This window comes from Streptomyces lomondensis, from assembly GCF_014651035.1.
Taxonomy (GTDB): Bacteria; Actinomycetota; Actinomycetes; order Streptomycetales; family Streptomycetaceae; genus Streptomyces; species Streptomyces lomondensis.
This window is the reverse complement of the sequence record NZ_BMWC01000011.1, coordinates 88,400-106,651: the sequence shown is the minus strand read 5'-3', so window position 1 is coordinate 106,651 and position 18,252 is coordinate 88,400. Positions and strand designations below refer to the sequence as shown.

Genomic DNA, 18,252 nt, shown 5'->3' with positions numbered 1-18,252 from the left:
CCCCGGGGTGCGGGCCCTTCGGCCTGTTCGAAGGCCCTTCGAGCGGTGTTCGCGGGCGGCTGACGGCCCGGCCCGATCCCGGGGAGGCGCTTGCACTCGCCATGCCCGAGTGCTAATCATTGCGTTAGCACTCTGAAGGTGAGAGTGACAACGAAGGACCGGGTCGGTGAGGCCCGCAGGCCGGGTGGGAAGGAACCACGAGGCAGGCGAGCCGTCCGTCGCGGGCGCGGGCGCGGTCCGAAGGAATCACCCCCAGTCCTGGAGGGACCACTTCACATGGCCAAGATCATCGCGTTCGACGAGGAGGCGCGGCGCGGCCTCGAGCGCGGCATGAACCAGCTCGCGGACGCCGTCAAGGTGACCCTCGGCCCGAAGGGCCGCAACGTCGTCCTCGAGAAGAAGTGGGGCGCCCCCACGATCACCAACGACGGTGTCTCCATCGCCAAGGAGATCGAGCTCGAGGACCCGTACGAGAAGATCGGCGCCGAGCTGGTCAAGGAAGTCGCCAAGAAGACGGACGACGTCGCCGGTGACGGTACGACCACGGCGACCGTCCTCGCCCAGGCCCTGGTCAAGGAGGGCCTGCGCAACGTAGCCGCCGGCGCCAACCCGATGGCCCTCAAGCGCGGTATCGAGAAGGCCGTCGAGGCCGTCTCCGCCGCCCTGCTGGAGCAGGCCAAGGACGTCGAGACCAAGGAGCAGATCGCCTCCACGGCCTCCATCTCCGCCGCCGACACCCAGATCGGCGAGCTCATCGCCGAGGCGATGGACAAGGTCGGCAAGGAAGGCGTCATCACCGTCGAGGAGTCCCAGACCTTCGGTCTGGAGCTGGAGCTCACCGAGGGTATGCGCTTCGACAAGGGCTACATCTCGGCGTACTTCGCCACCGACATGGAGCGTATGGAGGCCGTCCTCGACGACCCGTACATCCTGATCGCCAACTCCAAGATCTCCAACGTCAAGGACCTGCTCCCGCTCCTGGAGAAGGTCATGCAGTCGGGCAAGCCGCTGCTGATCATCGCCGAGGACGTCGAGGGCGAGGCCCTGTCGACCCTGGTCGTCAACAAGATCCGCGGCACGTTCAAGTCCGTCGCCGTCAAGGCCCCGGGCTTCGGTGACCGCCGCAAGGCGATGCTGCAGGACATCGGCATCCTCACCGGCGGCGAGGTGATCTCCGAGGAGGTCGGCCTCAAGCTGGAGAACGCCACGGTCGACCTCCTGGGCAAGGCCCGCAAGGTCGTCATCACCAAGGACGAGACCACCATCGTCGACGGTGCCGGCTCCGCCGAGCAGGTCCAGGGCCGGGTCAACCAGATCCGCGCCGAGATCGAGAACAGCGACTCGGACTACGACCGCGAGAAGCTCCAGGAGCGCCTGGCGAAGCTCGCGGGTGGCGTGGCCGTCATCAAGGCCGGTGCCGCCACCGAGGTGGAGCTCAAGGAGCGCAAGCACCGCATCGAGGACGCCGTGCGCAACGCCAAGGCGGCCGTCGAGGAGGGCATCGTCGCCGGTGGTGGCGTGGCCCTGCTGCAGGCCTCCCAGGTCTTCGAGAAGCTGGAGCTGGAGGGTGACGAGGCGACCGGCGCCAACGCCGTGAAGCTCGCGCTGGAGGCCCCGCTGAAGCAGATCGCCGTCAACGGTGGTCTCGAGGGCGGCGTCGTCGTGGAGAAGGTCCGCAACCTCACCGTCGGCCACGGCCTGAACGCCGCGACCGGTGAGTACGTCGACATGATCGCCGAAGGCATCATCGACCCGGCGAAGGTGACCCGTTCCGCTCTGCAGAACGCCGCCTCCATCGCCGCGCTGTTCCTCACCACCGAGGCCGTCATCGCCGACAAGCCGGAGAAGGCCGCCGCGCCCGCCGGCGGCGGCATGCCGGGCGGTGACATGGACTTCTGATCGACTCCGGTCGATCACCGTCCTTCAGCATCGAGGGCGGCACTCCCTGGGAACAGGGGGTGCCGCCCTCGGGCGTGTCCGGGATCACAGGGGGAGCGGGATGCCGGGGTGGGGCCGGGTGGTTGAAACGTATGACTTATGCGTGTGCACATACCTTCCGGTATCCAAAGAGGAGCCCCTACGTGACTCTCGCCGCCGCCTCCCGCGCCGCCGAAATCCTGTCCCGGCCCGTATCGCTGGGCGGCCTGACCGTTCCGAACCGGATCGCGATGGCGCCGATGACCCGCATGTTCTCCCCGGGCGGCGTCCCCGGCGAGGACGTCGTCTCGTACTACGCGCGCCGCGCGGCGGCCGGAGTCGGCCTCATCGTCACCGAGGGCACCTACGTCGGGCACGAGTCGGCCGGGCAGAGCGACCGCGTGCCGCGGTTCCACGGCGAGGAGCAGCTCGCGGGCTGGGCCAAGGTCGCCGAGGCGGTGCACGCCGCGGGCGGCACGATCGTGCCGCAGCTGTGGCACATCGGCATGGTCCGCAACCAGGGCGAGCCCCCGGTCGCGGACGCCCCGGCCGTCGGCCCCTCCGGCATCCGCACGGACGGCACCGAGGGCACCGGCAAGGCCATGACCCAGGCCGACATCGACGCCGTCATCGGCGCGTTCGCCGAGGCCGCTGCCGCCGCCGAGCGCATCGGCTTCGACGGCGTCGAACTGCACGGCGCCCACGGCTACCTGCTCGACCAGTTCCTCTGGGAGCGCACCAACCGCCGCATTGACGCCTACGGCGGCGACCCGGTCGCCCGCGTCAGGTTCTCGGCGGAGATCGTCGCCGCCGTCCGCGAGACCGTCTCCCCCGACTTCCCCGTCATCTTCCGCTACTCCCAGTGGAAGCAGGACGCCTACGACGCCCGCCTCGCCGAGACGCCCGAGGACCTGGAGGCCATCCTGACCCCGCTCGCCGCGGCCGGTGTCGACGCCTTCCACGCCTCCACCCGCCGCTACTGGGTGCCCGAGTTCGACGACTCCGACCTCAACCTCGCCGGCTGGACCAAGAAGCTGACCGGCAAGCCCGCCATCACCGTCGGCTCGGTCGGCCTGAACGGCGACTTCATCAAGACCTTCCAGGGCCAGGGCGCCGAGGTCGGCGACCTCGACAACCTCCTGGACCGCTTCGAGCGCGACGAGTTCGAGATGGTCGCCGTCGGCCGCGCCCTGCTCCAGGACCCCGAGTGGGCCCGGAAGGTCCTGGACGGGCGCTTCGAGGACCTGGCGCCGTACGACCCGGCGTCGCTGAAGTCGCTCAGCTGACGCCTCGGCTGACCCCGGAACCCGAGGCTCTGGATCTGCTTGCGTCAGTCAAGGACACTGACCGAGCGCCTGTTCACCGGCCACGTGAGGAGATCCAGATGACGACGACCGAGTCCCGCCCGCCCACGGACGGTCCGGCCGAGCAGCCCGCCCCGGTGGTGCGCACCACTGCCGGGGCGGTCCGGGGCCGCAGGGAGGAGGGGCTCGCCGTCTTCCGCGGCATCCCCTTCGCCGCGCCCCCCGTGGGCGAAGCCCGCTTCATGGCTCCGCGCCCCGCCCCCGCCTGGGACGGCATACGGGACGCGTACGCCTTCGGCCCGCCGCCCCCGCAAGACCTCGGGCTGATGGGCGGACCCGGCCTGTTCGACGTGCCCGAGGGCGACGAGTGGCTCACGGTCAACGTCTGGACCCCCGACCCCGACCCGGCCGCCCGCCGCCCCGTGATGGTGTGGATCTACGGCGGCGCCTACAAGCTCGGCCACTCCGGCAGCCCCGGCTACGACGCCCGGCACCTCGCCACCGACGGCGACCTCGTGGTCGTGTCCCTCAACTACCGCGTCGGCATGGAGGGTTTCGCCCACATCGAGGGGGCGCCCGCCAACCGCGGCCTGCTCGACCAGGTGGCCGGCCTGGAGTGGGTGCGCGACAACATCGAGGCGTTCGGCGGCGACCCGGAGCAGGTCACGGTCTTCGGTGAGTCGGCGGGTGCGGGGTCGGTGGCCTCGCTGCTCGTGATGGACCGCGCGTCCGGCCTGTTCCGGCGGGCGATCGCGCAGAGCGTGCCGGGGACGTTCTTCTCCGCCGAGCTGGCCCGGGACATCGGTACGGCCCTCGCCGCCGAGGTGGGCCTGCGCCCCACGGTCGCCGACCTCTCGACGCTGCCCCCGCACCGGCTGACCTCGGCGGGCGAGACACTGGGCCCCAAGATGCCGCAGTACCTCGACCGCTGGGGTCAGGCGGCCCCCACGGTCACGCCCTTCTCCCCGGTGGTCGACGGCGAGATCCTGCCCACCACCCCCTGGCAGGCGCTCGCGGCCGGTGCCGCGAAGGACATCGACCTGCTGGTCGGCCACAACCGCGACGAGTACCGCCTCTTCCTCGCCCTGGCGAACCAACTGGGCCGGATCACCGACGAGCGGGCGGCCTCGGCCCTGCGCCTGTTCGCCCCGGGCCCCGACGGCGAGCAGGCCTACCGAGCGGCCTTCCCCGACGCCTCCCCGACCGAGCTGTACGAACGCGTCCAGACGGACTGGCTGTTCAACATGCCCTCCCTGCACCTGGCCCAGGCGCAGCGCGCGGGCGGTGGCAGCGCGCACCTCTACGAGCTGACCTGGCCGGCCCCCGGCAACGGCGGCGCGCTCGGCGCCTGCCACGGTCTGGACATCCCGCTGCTCTTCGGCACGTACGGGGCGGACCTCGGGGCCCTGCTGTTCGCGGGCGCGGAGCCACCCGCCGAAGCCCTCGCGCTGTCGTCCCGTTTCCGTGCCTCCTGGACGGCGTTCGCGAGGACGGGCGACCCGGGCTGGCCGGCGTACGACGACGAGCGGCGGCTGGTGCAGGTGCTGGACGCCGAGCCGGTGGTCACGGCGTATCCGGAGGAGGCCTCGCGGCGCCTGTGGGAGGGGTACGACTTCACTCCGCTGCCCCTGCTGTGACGGGCTACAGGTTGCCCATCGGCTCGATGTCGACCCGGACCGGCGTCCCCCACACGCGCAGCACCTCGTAGTCGGTGAACTCGTGCACCAGCCGGTACGCCATGGCGGCCCGGGGCGCGCGGCGCTGGGCGGCGATGTACAGCTCGGCCTCGCGGCGGTCCCGGCGCGGGGTGCCGCACAGCTGCCACGTCTGGCCGTTCCACAGCTCCGGCAGCCAGCGCTGCTGGGGCTGGGGGCGGTCGCCGCGGGCGCCGTAGCGGGACTGGACGGGCTCGGTGGGCTGCGGGTGGTGCGGGGCCGGTCCGTTGAACTCCGCCCGGCGGGCGGCCCTGCGGCGGGTCTCGCACAGCAGGCACAGGTCGGGGGCGGCCTCGTCGACGGGGCCGTTCGGGTGCTCGGGGCACCGGGTGCTGGGGGCGGCGTTCGAGACGCTCTCCTCCAGCAGGTCGAGGGCCCGCCGCAGATCCGCCTTGACCTCGTGCAGCTTGGCGTCCGGGGTGTCGGCGGTGAGGGCTTCCCCGTGTTCACCGAGAAGCCGGAGGGCACGGCCTAGGGCGGTCAGCTGGGCGTGGTTCATGCTGCCTATTGTCCTCAGTCGGCGTAGTCCTTGAGTTTCTCGGTGTCCAGGGTGATGTCCACGGGGGCGGGGAGCTCGACGGTGGCGCCCCAGGGGTACGGCGAGATCTGCTGGTAGCGGCCGTCCTTCGGTTCGCTGAAGACCGTGAGGGTGTGGTTGTCGCGGTCGATGAGGAGGTAGACGGGGATGTCGGCGGCCGCGTAGCCGAGGGGCTTGTCGATGCGGTCGCGCTGATCGGTGTCGCGGTCGTGGGAGGTGATCTCCACGGCCATGAGGGAACCATCAGGGTCGGACCACTCGCGGTCGCCCTTGAAGTGGTCCACTGGCGCCAGGAATCCATCCGTGCGGGCCCGCCCCTTGCGGTAAGCCTCTGCCTTGACACCCCGCTCAGGCGCGAGATCCAGGTCAGGTCGTTGCTGCATGCACTGGCGCAACAGCCACATGAAGATCGACGTGTGGTTGCCGTCCGGCATGGCTTTGACCTCTACCTTCCCATTGATGTACTCCAGCCGCACGGTTTCGGGGGCCACCGCTGCAAGCTCCTCGAACTCGTCCACGTCGAGCGGGCCGTGCCGAATGCACAGCCGCCCGCCCAGGAACTCCAGCCTGTTCCGGATCTCCCTCGGGGCCCTGCGAACGAGTTCGTCGAAGTCCTCGGCATCCATCTGCGGGCGGTCGGTCGTGTCTCGGGTCATGGCGTCGCCTCCTTCCCTCCATCGTGCCCCGGGCTGGTGGCGTCGGACCGTAGGAGCTGTCACGTGGATGCCTTCTCTCGGCGTCGTTGGGACATCGCGGCGCGGATCTCGGCCGCGCGGGCGTGGACCGTAGGGGCGGAAAGGGGTGCGGCGGGTTGTGCGGGGGTGCGTTCGCCCCGGCAGGCGCTGCAACGACCCCCCGGCAGGGTTTCCGGACGCCCCGGGGCGCCGCAGGTCGCGCATTCCAGGACCCGTAGGGGTGGACGCGGGGCGGGCGGGGGCGGGATTTTGCTGGTCAGGCGGCTGTGGACCAGTGCGGCGGGGTGGTGGACGGGCGTCGGCAGGCCGGCCGTGAGCGCACGCAGTACGGCCTCCTCCGAGGCGCCCCGCGTGAACCACTCCTCCACCAGCGGGGCGAGGGCGCCGCAATCGGCCTGGGAGAGCGACAGCACGGGCGCGGTGCGGCCGAGGGCTGCCAGGAGGATGTGGGCGCGGGAGCGGGTGGGACGTTGCCGCTGCCGCGGTACGTCGCCCCGGGTGAAGGCGGCCCACCAGTCGTCGTCCCGGGCGGTACGGGACCACCACGAACGGGTGATCCAGCGGGAGCTGCCGTCGTCCGCCGTCACGCACTCCCGGCCTCGGCGTAAGTGTCCTGCCCGCTGGAGGTGGTTGAGAGCCGTGCCGAGGGCGCACTGTCCGTACGGGAGCTGTTTGGCCAGCGTCTTCACGGAGATGTCGGCGCCGTCGGGGAGCCGGTCGAGGTAGGCGGCGATGGCGGCTTCGCGGGGTGGGAGGTGGGCGAAGTCGTGTTTCGTGCGGGGGAGTTGGTCGGGGGCGGAGCGCTTTCCGTAGCCGGGGTTGGCCATCGGGTGCGCGGGCAGGGAGGCAGCACTAAGCTGGGTCTCAGCCATGGGATCGAACTTGTCCTTCGATCTCGTTGGTTAAGCCCCCGCAGGTGTTGGCGCACCTGGCGGGGGCTGTTGCTTGTGCACGAACGTTAGAGGTCTGTCACTGTCCGTGGCAAGCCGAACGCGTCACGTCAACTCGCGGGGTGGGAGGGTGGGTTGAGACCCTCCACCCGTTCCTTGGAAAGAGGGCTCGAAGCTCGGAGCCCGAAGCTCAGGCCGTCTCGTCCTTGAGGTTTGCGACGAACGCGGCCCAGGCGGTGGTCCGGAACACGAGCTTCGGGCCGTGGGGGTTCTTGGAGTCGCGGACGGGGACGGCGGTGGGGTGGCCGCCGGCTACTTCCAGGCAGTTGCCGCCGCTGCCACCGCTGTAGCTGGACTTGCGCCAGCTGGCCTCAGTGATGCTCCTCATGGGCGTAATCCTCCGCCATCGCCTCGATGACGGCCAGGGAGTTCTTGGGGGAGAGTGCGCTGGCCGTGAGGAGTTGGTAGGTGAATCTCTGGTGCTTGATGACGGCCGGGTCGTCCTCCAGCCGTCCGGTGCCAACGCCTTCGAAGTAGACCAGCGGAGGAGCGTCCTCAAAGTCCATCAGCTTGATCGAGCCCTCCATGGCCGCATGCGGTCCCGCGTCGAACGGCAGCACCTGGACGATGGTCCGGCCACGGCGGCCCAGGTCTGCGATGTGGCGTAACGCCTCCGCCATCACCTCGGGTCCCCCTGCCACCCGCCGCAGTGCGGCTTCGTCGAGTACCGCCCACAACAGAGGCTCTGTTGGATCGCTGAGGAGGCGGGCGCGCTCGATCCGCGCGGCGACGAACTCCTCGATCTTCTCCTCGGGAGCCGTCGGCTGGTAAGCCCGGCAGACGGCCCGCGCGTAGGCGGGCGTCTGGAGCAGGCCGGGGATCAGGAGTGGCGCGTACTCCCGGATCTCGGTCGCCTGCACCTCCGCTTCCGCCGCCTCCGCGAAATGCTCCGGGTACTTCGACTTGGCTGCCGCGGCACAGTTCCGCTGAAAGAAGTCCTCCGTCCCCAGCACCTCGTCAAGCAACCGCGCGTACTCCCGCTGCATCCGCCGCGTGCCCGCCTCCAGCTGGCCGATGAACGAGCCGCTGACGAACAACCGCTGGCCCAACTCCTCCTGGCTCAGGCCGGCCTTCTCGCGGGCGTGGCGGAGTTCGGCGCCGAGGAGGGCCCGAGGGGAGGAGGACGGGTCGAGGTCCCTGGATCCGGGCATGGGCAACTCCCTGTCGTACACCTGGGGTTGTTGGAACGCCGTGTATGGCCAGGTTAGGCGCCCGGCGACCACGCTGTGTGGTGAATCACAAACTCAGCGTGGAGGTAGGAAAAGGTGCGCTCGACCGAAGAGATCGTGGAGTCGCTGCGAGAAGCTCTCGCGGGAGTCGGTGTCGTGCTGCCGTCCCTGTGCGTGGATCCGGTCACGGCCGCGAGCGACGAGCCGTTCGCGCTGGTCGACCTGGGGCGCTGCAACGTACGCACGGCCGAGCACCTGACCGACGTGCTCCGCTCGCTGCCGGTGGGTGAGGCGCTGCGGGCGCGGGTACGGCAGCTGAACCGGGAGGGGCGGTGCATGTCGTGAACTCGGTGGCGCGGTGGTCCTAGGGTGGACAGCGTGACGGATGACGGGACGCTCGGCGAGGGCCAGCGGGCGCACTGGGAGCGGACGTACGGGGAGCACCCCGGGATGTACGGGGAGCGGCCGTCCGACGCCGCCGTCCATGCCGCCGGGGTGTTCCTGGACGCCGGGGCCACTGACGTGCTGGAGCTGGGCGCCGGGCACGGGCGTGACGCGTTGTTCTTCGCGCGGGAGGGCTTCTCCGTCCACGCCACCGACTTCAGCCCGGTGGCGATCGAGCAGCTGCGGGCCGCCGCCCGGGAGCAGGGCATCGCCCGGCGCGTGACGGGTGCGGTGCAGGACGTCCGGGAGCCGCTGCGCCTGCCGGACGCGTCCTTCGACGCCGTGTTCGCGCACATGCTGCTGTGCATGGCGCTGTCCACGGCGGAGATCCACCGGCTGGTGGGGGAGGTGCGGCGGGTGCTGCGGCCCGGCGGGGTGTTCGTCTACACCGTGCGCCACACCGGTGACGCCCACTTCGGTGCCGGGACCGGGCACGGCGACGACATCTGGGAGCACGGGGGGTTCGCCGTGCACTTCTTCTCCCGGGAGCTCGTCGACGCCCTCGCCGGGGACTGGGTCCTTGATGAGGTGCACGCTTTCGAGGAGGGGCAGTTGCCGCGGCGGCTGTGGCGGGTCACGCAGAGTGTTCCGGTGACCTGACAGGCCCTGGCTAGCCGGTCGTCGCCGCCGCGAGGGCCGCGCGCAGGTGGCCGTCGGACTGCTCCAGCAGGCGGGCCGCCGTCGGGCCGTCCACGTCGGCCAGGATCGTCAGGATCGCGTTCTTCACCTCGCCGTCCGTGGCGGACAGGGCCCGCTCGATCTCCTCGTCGGCGGCGCCGGTGGCGAGGGAGACGATGCGGTGGGAGCGGGCGCGGAGCTTGTCGTTGGAGGCGCGGACGTCGACCATCAGGTTCCCGTAGGTCTTGCCCAGCCGGATCATCGTGATCGTCGAGATCATGTTGAGGACGAGCTTCTGCGCCGTGCCGGCCTTCAGGCGGGTGGAGCCGGTGAGCAGTTCGGGGCCGACGACGATCTCGATGCCGTGGTCGGCGGCGGCCGCGAGCGGGCTGCCGGGGTTGCAGGCGAGGCCGATGGTGAGGGAGCGGCGGGCGCGGGCGTACTCGACGGCGCCGATGGCGTACGGCGTGCGGCCGGAAGCGGAGACGCCGACCACCGTGTCGTCGGGGGTCAGGCCGAGGGGCTCCAGGTCGGCCCGGGCCAGCTCCCGGGAGTCCTCCGCGCCCTCGACCGAGGTGACCACGGCCTGCGGACCGCCCGCGATCAGGCCGACGACCCGGGAGGGGTCGGTGTTGAAGGTGGGCGGGCACTCCGAGGCGTCCAGGACGCCGAGCCGGCCCGCTGTGCCCGCGCCCGCGTAGACCATGCGGCCGCCGCGCGCCATCCGCTCCGCCACGGCGTCGATCGCGGCGGCGATCCGGGGCAGCCGCGCCGCGACCGCCCCGGCCACGGTCGCGTCCTCGCCGTTCATCAGCCGCGCGATGTCCAGGGTGGGCAGCCGGTCGATGTCCGCCAGGTCCGGCCGGAAGGCCTCGGTGGTCAGGGACTCCAACTCGGCTCTGAGCTCACGGGGGTCGGAGGTGGAGGTCATGGACGGCTCTTTCCGTGTCTTTCCGGTGCTGGGCGGGGCGGCTGCCTCAGGAACGATGCCGGTGGGCCAGCGCCTCGTACGACGCCGAGAGCGCCGGCGCCGCCGACTCGTACGTCCGCTGCGCCACCCCCACGAACAGGCAGTCCACCACAAGGAGCTGTCCGGTCCGGGACGACATCGCCGCGGGACGCAGCTCGCTCTCGCGCGCGGTGGACGTGGTGAGGATGTGGTCGGCGTACTGGCTGACGGGTCCGTCCGGGCGGCCGGTGATCGCCACCGTCGTCGCCCCGCGCTCGAAGGCGACCCGCAGCGGCTCGATGACGTCCCCCGTCGACCCCGAGTGGGTGATGGCGATCGCGACGTCGCCCGCCCGCAACTGCACGGCGTTCGTGACGGCCAGGTGCGGATCGCTGTGGGCGTGGGCGACCAGCCCTATGCGCAGCAGCTTCTGCGTGAGGTCCTGGGCGACCAGCCCCGACGCCCCGACGCCGTACACGTCCGTGCGGCGGGCCGTGGCCAGCGCGGTGACGGCCGCGGCCAGTTGGGCCGTGTCGAGGCCGGCGGCGGTGTCGGCGAGGGTCTGCTGCTCGTCGTAGGCGAGCTTGGCGACCACGTCGGCGATCGGGTCGTCCACCGCGATGTCCGTCGTTATGGCCGGGGCGCGGCCGGACTGCTGCTGGGCGGCGAGGCCGGCCAGGGCGAGGCGCAGGTCGCGGTAGCCCGGATAGCCGAGCAGGCGGGCCGTGCGGACGACGGTCGCCTCGCTGGTGCCGGTGAGTTCGGCGAGGCCGGTGACCGTGAGGGCCGCGCAGCCGGCCGGGTCGCCCGCGACGGCCTCGGCGACACGCTGCATGGAGCGTGTCATCGACGGGGCCAGGGTGCGGACCTTGGCCGCGAGGGCGGCGGGGGCGGGCGGGGTGCCACCCGCGCCACCCGAGCCGTCGCGGTCGCTGGCGAAAATTTCCTTCACTCTTCGGGTCACTACTGAAAGATATTTTCGGCTCGGCGTTGTGGTCAAGAGTGCGCACAATGGGTGCATGGACCCCATCAGCCCCCTGGAGCAGGCACTGCACGCCGCGCGCGCCCTCGTGCTGGCCGACCTCGTCGCGGGACGCGTCGCCGAGGCGGACGTCGTGTCGCTCGTCGAGGAGTCCGTCACGCAGCGGCGGTGGTGGGTCGAGCAGTGGCCGGAGGGCGCGCAGTACGTCGCCGGACTGGTCGCGCAGGACGTCCAGGACGCCCTGCTGGAGCGGTACGGGCGCTGGCCGCTGTGCCCGGTGTGCGGCACGGGCGACCCGCACGCGCTGGACGTGGAACCGGAGTTGGGGCCCGACCCGCACTGGGTGTGCAGCGAGGCGGGCGTGAAGGTCGCGGCGGTGGGATCGCTGGGCGAGGCCATCGGCGGGGCGGGGGCGTCCTCGTGAGGCCCCGGTGACGATCTACATCGACCCGCCGACCTGGCCCGGCCACGGCCGCATGTGGTCCCACCTGATCAGCGACGTCTCCTACGACGAACTCCACACCTTCGCCGCCCGCCTGGGCGTGCCGCGCCGGGCCTTCGAACGCGACCACTACGACATTCCCGCGCAGCGGTACGCGGACGTGGTGGCCGCCGGGGCGGTGGAGGTCAGCAGCCGCGAGGTGGTGCGGCTGCTGCACGGGGCGGGGCTGCGGCGGCCGAAGGGGCGTTACGGGGCGCCGGGTTCGCGCAGTTCGTAGGTGACCTGTTCGGCGTCCTCGGCGACGGCCGTGAAGCCCGCCCGGGCGAGGACGTTGTGCGACGGCTGGTTGTCCCGCTCGACGTTCGCGACGATGGTCCGCACCTCGTCCCGGGCCAGCGCCCAGGCCGACAGCGCGCGCAGCGCCTCGGTGGCGTAGCCCTGGCCGCGAGCGCCCGGCACGAGGTCGTAGCCGACCTCGACCCGCCCTGCCTCGTCCGGGACGCTGTGGAACCCGATGGCGCCGAGCGCACGGTCGTCCTCCCTGCGGACGATCACGTACATGCCCCACTCCGGCCGGTGGACGCCGTCCTCGTACTGCTTGTACACCAGTCCGGCGCCCACCCGGGTGCCCTCGACCGGGCCGCCCTCCAGCCATGCGAAGCCGCCGTCGCCGACCGTGGACAGGTCGGTGGCCGCCGCCGGGGTGACGCCCTCGAGGGTGAGCCGGTCGGTCTCGATCACCAGGTTGTTGCTCCAGCGCCACGCGGTGACGGGCGCGCGCCCGGGCAGCTCGCCGCGGCCGGTGGCCCACAGCAGGGTCCGCCACGGCGTGGGCCCGGGCTGCACGTGCGGGAAGATCCGCGTGAGCACGAAGTCGCACAGCGCGGGGTCGGGTTCGTAGGTGGTGCCGAGGCCCTCGGCGATGTCATGGGTGTGCAGCAGCACCTCGGCCACGCCCATCGCGGCGAAGCCCTCGCGGTTCGCGCTGCGGAACGGGTACGGGTGGAAGGCCCGGACCTCGCGCGGGGCCGTCCGGATCGCGGAGGCGAACAGCGCGCCCATCGTGCGGATGACGCGCAGCGCGCCGGCATTGTCGGTCCCCTCCTCCAGCGAGATCTCGAACGGCGTGTACCCCTCGGGCTCCCGGCCCGCGAGCTGCCCCGCGTACGCGATCAGATCCTCGGCGATGTGCACGGCGGTCTGCCGACAACTCCACTCCAGCCCCCCGGCCCGGACCCCTTCCCAGTCCCGCCCGGCGACCGTCCCCAGCAGCCCGACACACTCGTCGACGGCTTGCTCCACCTGTTCCGCGCCTGTTGCCCACATGGGGGGCAGGCTACGGGGGGTGCCGGGTCAGGGCGACGGGTTTTCCGGGGCCGGGAACCAGTCCTCGATCTCGTGGCGCATGCCGAGTTCGGTGGCTTTGAGGGCGGTCTCGCGGAGCGTCTTGGCGGCTGACATTGCTACGACGGCCAGGGTTACGAGGGTGAGTGGGGGGTCGTCGGGGTGGGTGGGGGGCGGGGAGTGGGCTGGGTCTGTGAGCGTGAGGACAAGGTCCTTCTCCAGTTGGCGTTCTCTCACCCAGGCCGCAGAGGGACGTACGACGTCGTAGCCGAATTGGGTGAGGGAAGAGGCTCGGTCGCTCAAGGCCTGCACGACGAATGGGGGCACCGGACCGAACGCGACAGGATCGGAGAACGGGCCGTACGAGAACAGCGACTGGTCGGTTTCCTCCACGCTGGCGGCGGCCTCGGCGGTCATGGAGCACCGGTAGCCCCATGCCTCGAAGTGAGAGATCGCCCGGGCCAGAGGGATCCCCGCCTGCTGCGCACTGCGGGCCACATCACGCACGCGGAGGGGACGGTTCACGTCCAGTCTGACGCTGGCGTTGACGAGTGCTGTCTGCTCCGGCGAGGGCAGCTGGTCCCCATCACCGGGGACGGCAGCCACGGCATAGCCGAGTTCCTCCAGCCGCGCCGCGACAGCTTGGACGGGCCTGTGGAGGTAGCGGGCGACAGCCGTCATGTAGAGGAGCGAGACTTCCTGATCCACCCAGGGTTCCTGTGCGTTGTACTGAAGGATCGACCGGTCGTCCTCGGTCAGGTCGGGGCTGTTCGCGGCGTTGGCGGGCAACACGAAGCCCAGCTCGGACAGGAACTCGGTGACGCGCCGCACGGTGGTGTCCGCCCGACGGGCCACCGAGACCAGCTGGGCCTGGGAGACGTGCAAAGCCGCCTCCGGCTCCAGCGGCTCGGAGTGAGACGACCACAGGCACCTGAGGATCTGCCGCTCCTCGTCGATCCAGCGTTCCCGGACCGGGTGGTCTGCCGACACGGTGAAGCCCAGTTCTCGCAGGCGTTGCGCGGCCTGACGAGTGGAGCAGCCACGGCGCATCGCACTGATGCAGACCTGGACCCCGGAAAGCGCCGTTCCCGGAGTCAGCCAGGCCCACAAGGACCCCATACTCCGCAACAGCGGAAGATCGTCGTACCCGGCGGCGGCGCATCCCGAGAGCGGCCCGACCTGATAGCCCAGAGCCGTGAGCCGATCGGCCACCTCCCCCGGTGGGCGCTGCGACTTCTGGCTCAGGTTGAAGATGTCGGTGGCGCTAAGCGGCTGGGTGGGGTGGCGCCAGTCGAAGAGGAGGCCGACGAGCTTCACCGTGTGGTCCCACGGTAGCTGCCTCTGCCAGTCGCGGTAGAACGTGTCCCAGGGCTGCTGACGGGACCGGGTGAGCAGCAGCATGTCCGAGGGCCGTGCACACAACTCGTCGGACAAGTGCGCCTCCAGCCGGGGCAGTGAGCTCCCAAGGCCCGCGCGGTACAGCGCGCGCAGCCGCCAGCGCAGCACTGCCGCCGGCATGGTGCAGAAGTAGCGGGCGGCCAGGGGCTGCGGTCCTCCCGGGAAGTTGCCGGTCACCAGGGGCGCGAGGTCGGCATCCGGGAGGAAGTAGCCGACCTCGCGGAAGGGCATCGAAATGTTCTCGATCCGCCACTCCAGACCGGCACGCCGGGCGTGGTCCGCCACGAGGTCACCGAACCAGGGTGTGGTTGCGCTGACCGAGGTCAGCCAGTCGACCGTCGGAAGGGGCAGACCGGGACGTGTCAAGCTCGCGGCGGCGGCGGTCACGACGGCTCTCACGTGATCGCGGTCGAAGGAGCGCACCTTCCGCCGGTCCACGGTGAGGACCGGCGCGTGCTCGCCATGCAGATTCACGATGACCCCGTGCGGAAACAGGTGCACCGCCTGAAGGGCCGAGTGGGACTCCGTCAACAGGCCGTCCGACAGGAGGATGCCCGAGCGGTCGATCCACCACAGGTCGGGTGAGTCCGATGCGAGACACACATGGTCCTCGTTCCGCATGCCCGGCTGATGCTTCGACGTCTCGATCGCAAGCCCCGTAAGGGACAACTCCCCCGGCACCCACTCATGCCCCCGAGACCCATGCACCGCCGACGTCCGATACGGCGCCACCCACAGCAACCGCTGCAGCGCGTCCACGCACGACACGTGCTTCCCTTGGCGGGAGAGCAGCAGCCGGACCGTCGTCCCCGGCTCGGTGCCCTCGCCCAGGTCCTCCACCCGGAACAAGTTCCCCGGGCCCGCGATCGTCACCTGGAGGAGGCGGCCGGGGCGGCCGTCGCGGTCCATGCGGCAGGTGCGGACGACGATCTCGTCGGCGAGCATGAAGTAGCTGAGGACGCCGATGCCGAAGCGGGAGTTGGGGTACAGGCGGAGCTTGGGTTCGGGGAGTTCGCTCCAGGCGACCTGTTCCTCGATGTACTCGGGCAGGTCGACGAAGCGCGTGCCGCCCTGGGAGAAGACGCTGCCGAGTTCGGTGATGCCCATGCCGATGCCGTTGTCGCGGCATTCCAGGTAGGGGCGCCCGTCGGAGCCGACCCCCTGGACGAACTCGATCCGGCCCTCCCAGGAGGCCGTCGGCCGGCCCGTGCGCTGCAGGTACTGCGTGCGGCAGTCTCGGTAGCGCAGCGCGTCCAGCGCGTTCTGGTACAGCTCGCGGACGGCCAGTTCGCGGTCGCCGTAGAGCTGTTCGCCCATGAGGAGTTCCTGGACGCGGTCCTCGGCGAGCTGGAAGCGGATCCCGTCGGAGAGCTGGTCGGGCGTGTTGCCGTCGAGGCGCACCCGGCTGCCGTCGGCGTACGGCGGCAGCGCGCCGAGCGGGGCCAGGGCCGGGTTGTCGCCGCGGTTGATCTCGCGGAGGAGGGTGTCGACGCGGGTGGCGTGGTCCCGCAGGGCGATCTGGACCGCCGGGTGGGTGCACACCGCGTTCAGGGAGCGGCCGACACCGGAGTGGCGCCAGTCGGAGCGCCGCACGGTGACCATGAGTTCGCCGAGGTCGACACTGTCGTAGATGCCGATGTGCTCCACGACGATCTCGGGCAGGTCGACGGGGTCCACGGCCATGGCGTAGGCCGCCTTGAGCAGGGCGGAGACCAGGGGCGCGCGCACCTCGTGCTCGTCGCCCGTGGTGGCGGCGATGACGTCGTGGTCCTCGTGGGAGGCACTGTTCGAGGGGTGGGCGGGGGTGCGGCGTACCGAGAAGGGGGACGTGCGGTGGTCCTTCAGCAGCCGCATCAGGCGGTCCGCGGAGAGCGCGTCGGCCACCCACGGCGGCTGGTCGGAACCGCTCGTCACCTCGCCGAGGAGGGACTTGAGCGCCTCCGCCGCGTACAGCTCGGGCTGCTGGATCAGCCAGCGGTGGAACAGCCACCAGCGGATCCGCTCCACGGAACCGCGCGCCGCCGTCTTGTCGTGCAGGGTGAGCAGCCGGCGCTTCAGGCGCGGGAAGCCCTGGCCGAACTTGCGGAAGCGGCTGTGGTCGGGCCCGCCGGCGCACAGGTCCGTGCCGAGTACGCCGACGCGCTGTGCGGCCTCCTGGGCCCAGAAGGTCTGCTCGACCAGGGGCAGCAGGACCGCCAGCGCGGCCTCGGAGGGAGACAGCTGAACGCCGTCGGCGAGCAGACGGGTGAGGAAGCCCAGTCTGGCGTGGGTGCGCTGGGCCAGTTCGGCGTCGTGCCACGGGTCGTCGCGCAGGGCGTGGGCCGTGCCCTCGTACGCCGTGGCCAGGCGGGCCGCCAGGGCCGTGCAGGTCTCCTGGAGCAGGTGGCGGGCGGGGCCGTCGGGGGTGCGCTGCCAGATGGGGTGCCGTTCCGTGGAGCGGATCCACGGGTGGGTCTCGGCGCGGCGGTCGGGGCCCGGCAGCAGCGGGAAGTCCTCGCCGCCCGGGGCGGCCGCGGTCTCCGTGACGACCGTGATCTGCTGCGGCGGGCGCGTCTTGCCGTAGGCGCGGTGCAGTTCCTCGACCCGGGTCTGGATCCGCGCCGCGAACTCGCGCAGGCGCAGGGCGTGCGGGTCGGCCGCGATCGTGTCCGCGAGGGCGCGGGAGAACAGGCTGAACGACTCGCCCGGCTGCGTGCCGGGGTCGAAGCCCGGCCGGACCGTCTCCTTCTCGCCGACGAACAGGGCCAGTTGGGGCGCCGTGCAGGCGTACACGTACGCCACCTTGCGCCGCAGCGCGTTGGCGACCTTGCGCCGGGGCCAGGGCTGCACGCCGGGCGGGGCCGCCATGGTGTCCCGGTCGACGCCCTCGCGGCAGGCGTCGACGAGGAAGACGACATGGCTCGCCGGGGAGTCCTCCAGCTCGCGTTCCCAGCCGATCTCGATACAGCTGTCGGCGAAGACGCCGACGTCGAAGGTGGCGTCCTCCGGGATCAGGAAGTCCTTGCCCTCGAAGTGCTGGCCGTGCCCGCTGAGCAGGACCAGCAGGGTGTCGCCCGGGCCGGCGTCGCGCAGGAAGCCGCGGATCCTGCCGTTGACGGTGTTCGGTGTGATGCCGCGCTTGCTCTCGACGATGTCCGCGGCCTGGAACCCGCGCTCGACCAGCGCGTCCCGGACCCGCTGCAGGTCGTCGCGGACGAACGGCAGGTCCTGGATGCGCGGGTCGTCGTACTCGCTCGCCCCGATGAGCAGGGCCTTGTGCTGGGGCATGCGCGGCGGGGTCAGGCGGGGTGGACCGGCTCGGCTCCCGCGGCCGTCGTCGCCGTCCTGCTCCGGTTCGCCGCGTCGCCGCTCATGCCGTCCCCCTGACCCTCGGCCGTTCGTCCGACAACTTTAGTTCACGGGACGGCCGTTGCGTCCCTCGATGAACCCTGTTCTCAGGGCCGCTTGAAGACCAGGGTCAGACCGCGGGTGCCCTGCATCTGGCCGGTGCCGACGAGCTGGATGCCGCCGCTCGCGGTGACCTGGAAGGACAGCTGGGCCTCGGCGAGCGGCAGGGTGCCGCCCCGGGCCGCGGCGTCCTCGAACAGCTGCTGGAGGGCGTCGACGGTTTCCGTGAGGTTCTTGCGCAGGGGGCCGAGCGGGACGGACCGCAGGGCCGGTTCGCCGCCCCCGCCGCCGAACAGGCCCATCGAGTCGTCGTCGCCCTCCTCGGTGACGGTGACCCAGAACGGCAGGCTCGGCTCGATGACCTCGGGCTCGCTGGTGTCGTCCATCCGTGCTCCCCTCC

17 protein-coding genes are annotated in these 18,252 nt (G+C 71.4%); 7 read left to right on the top strand and 10 right to left on the bottom strand.

Annotation, left to right across the window (positions count from 1 at the left end; genetic code table 11):
• Nucleotides 1-276 precede the first annotated feature (276 nt).
• From groL to IE255_RS30580, 3 genes are all read left to right on the top strand, one after another.
• A complete protein-coding gene (gene groL / locus IE255_RS30590; RefSeq protein WP_190053634.1) occupies nt 277-1,899 on the top strand; it encodes a chaperonin GroEL in 1,623 nt (540 codons plus the stop codon).
• A gap of 131 nt (nt 1,900-2,030) precedes the next feature.
• Nucleotides 2,031-3,203 (top strand): NADH:flavin oxidoreductase, encoded by a 1,173-nt coding sequence (locus IE255_RS30585; RefSeq protein WP_229906654.1) that lies wholly within the window; start codon nt 2,031-2,033, stop codon nt 3,201-3,203.
• A gap of 98 nt (nt 3,204-3,301) precedes the next feature.
• Nucleotides 3,302-4,858, top strand: a complete 1,557-nt coding sequence (locus tag IE255_RS30580) for a carboxylesterase/lipase family protein (RefSeq protein ID WP_190053632.1) — start codon at nt 3,302-3,304, stop codon at nt 4,856-4,858.
• Nucleotides 4,859-4,862: 4 nt separating this feature from the next.
• Here the strand turns inward: IE255_RS30580 and IE255_RS30575 are convergent, their stop codons facing one another.
• From IE255_RS30575 to IE255_RS30555, 5 genes are all read right to left on the bottom strand, one after another.
• Nucleotides 4,863-5,435: a hypothetical protein gene (locus IE255_RS30575; RefSeq protein ID WP_190053631.1), complete on the bottom strand. Its 573-nt coding sequence runs from the start codon at nt 5,433-5,435 to the stop codon at nt 4,863-4,865.
• Between the two features lie 14 nt (nt 5,436-5,449).
• Complete coding sequence (locus tag IE255_RS30570) at nt 5,450-6,130, bottom strand: Uma2 family endonuclease (protein ID WP_229906653.1); 681 nt, start codon at nt 6,128-6,130, stop codon at nt 5,450-5,452.
• A gap of 59 nt (nt 6,131-6,189) precedes the next feature.
• Nucleotides 6,190-7,041 (bottom strand): hypothetical protein, encoded by an 852-nt coding sequence (locus IE255_RS30565; protein ID WP_229906652.1) that lies wholly within the window; start codon nt 7,039-7,041, stop codon nt 6,190-6,192.
• A 208-nt stretch (nt 7,042-7,249) separates the two neighbouring features.
• Complete coding sequence (locus IE255_RS30560; RefSeq protein ID WP_190053630.1) at nt 7,250-7,447, bottom strand: DUF397 domain-containing protein; 198 nt, start codon at nt 7,445-7,447, stop codon at nt 7,250-7,252.
• Nucleotides 7,431-8,270 (bottom strand): helix-turn-helix domain-containing protein, encoded by an 840-nt coding sequence (locus IE255_RS30555; protein ID WP_190053629.1) that lies wholly within the window; start codon nt 8,268-8,270, stop codon nt 7,431-7,433. Before IE255_RS30555 ends, IE255_RS30560 begins: the two co-directional genes overlap by 17 nt.
• 114 nt (nt 8,271-8,384) lie before the next feature.
• Between IE255_RS30555 and IE255_RS30550 the strand changes: the two genes are divergently transcribed.
• Both IE255_RS30550 and IE255_RS30545 read left to right on the top strand, forming a co-directional pair.
• Nucleotides 8,385-8,633, top strand: coding sequence for a hypothetical protein (locus IE255_RS30550; RefSeq protein WP_190053628.1), 249 nt, complete (start codon nt 8,385-8,387; stop codon nt 8,631-8,633).
• A 33-nt stretch (nt 8,634-8,666) separates the two neighbouring features.
• Entirely contained in the window at nt 8,667-9,332 is a 666-nt protein-coding gene (locus IE255_RS30545; protein ID WP_229906651.1) for a class I SAM-dependent methyltransferase, read from the top strand.
• Nucleotides 9,333-9,342: 10 nt separating this feature from the next.
• Here IE255_RS30545 and murQ read toward each other — a convergent pair whose 3' ends face one another.
• Nucleotides 9,343-10,281: an N-acetylmuramic acid 6-phosphate etherase gene (gene murQ, locus IE255_RS30540; RefSeq protein ID WP_190053627.1), complete on the bottom strand. Its 939-nt coding sequence runs from the start codon at nt 10,279-10,281 to the stop codon at nt 9,343-9,345.
• Nucleotides 10,282-10,327: 46 nt separating this feature from the next.
• The gene (locus IE255_RS30535; protein ID WP_190053626.1) at nt 10,328-11,263 is read right to left on the bottom strand and encodes a MurR/RpiR family transcriptional regulator; all 936 of its coding nucleotides are present in this window, start codon (nt 11,261-11,263) and stop codon (nt 10,328-10,330) included.
• A gap of 55 nt (nt 11,264-11,318) precedes the next feature.
• Between IE255_RS30535 and IE255_RS30530 the strand changes: the two genes are divergently transcribed.
• Nucleotides 11,319-11,705: a DUF8819 family protein gene (locus IE255_RS30530; protein WP_190053625.1), complete on the top strand. Its 387-nt coding sequence runs from the start codon at nt 11,319-11,321 to the stop codon at nt 11,703-11,705.
• 7 nt (nt 11,706-11,712) lie between these two features.
• Complete coding sequence (locus IE255_RS30525; RefSeq protein WP_190053624.1) at nt 11,713-12,000, top strand: DUF4031 domain-containing protein; 288 nt, start codon at nt 11,713-11,715, stop codon at nt 11,998-12,000.
• Here the strand turns inward: IE255_RS30525 and IE255_RS30520 are convergent.
• The 3 genes from IE255_RS30520 to IE255_RS30510 all read right to left on the bottom strand — a co-directional run bounded on the left by IE255_RS30520 (nt 11,970) and on the right by IE255_RS30510 (nt 18,238).
• Nucleotides 11,970-13,025, bottom strand: a complete 1,056-nt coding sequence (locus IE255_RS30520) for a GNAT family N-acetyltransferase (protein ID WP_190053789.1) — start codon at nt 13,023-13,025, stop codon at nt 11,970-11,972. The two genes, IE255_RS30525 and IE255_RS30520, sit on opposite strands and share 31 nt — an antisense overlap.
• Before the next feature lie 51 nt (nt 13,026-13,076).
• Entirely contained in the window at nt 13,077-17,732 is a 4,656-nt protein-coding gene (locus tag IE255_RS30515; protein WP_190053623.1) for an HD domain-containing protein, read from the bottom strand.
• Between the two features lie 167 nt (nt 17,733-17,899).
• Nucleotides 17,900-18,238 (bottom strand): Pepco domain-containing protein, encoded by a 339-nt coding sequence (locus IE255_RS30510; protein ID WP_190053622.1) that lies wholly within the window; start codon nt 18,236-18,238, stop codon nt 17,900-17,902.
• Nucleotides 18,239-18,252: the final 14 nt, after the last annotated feature.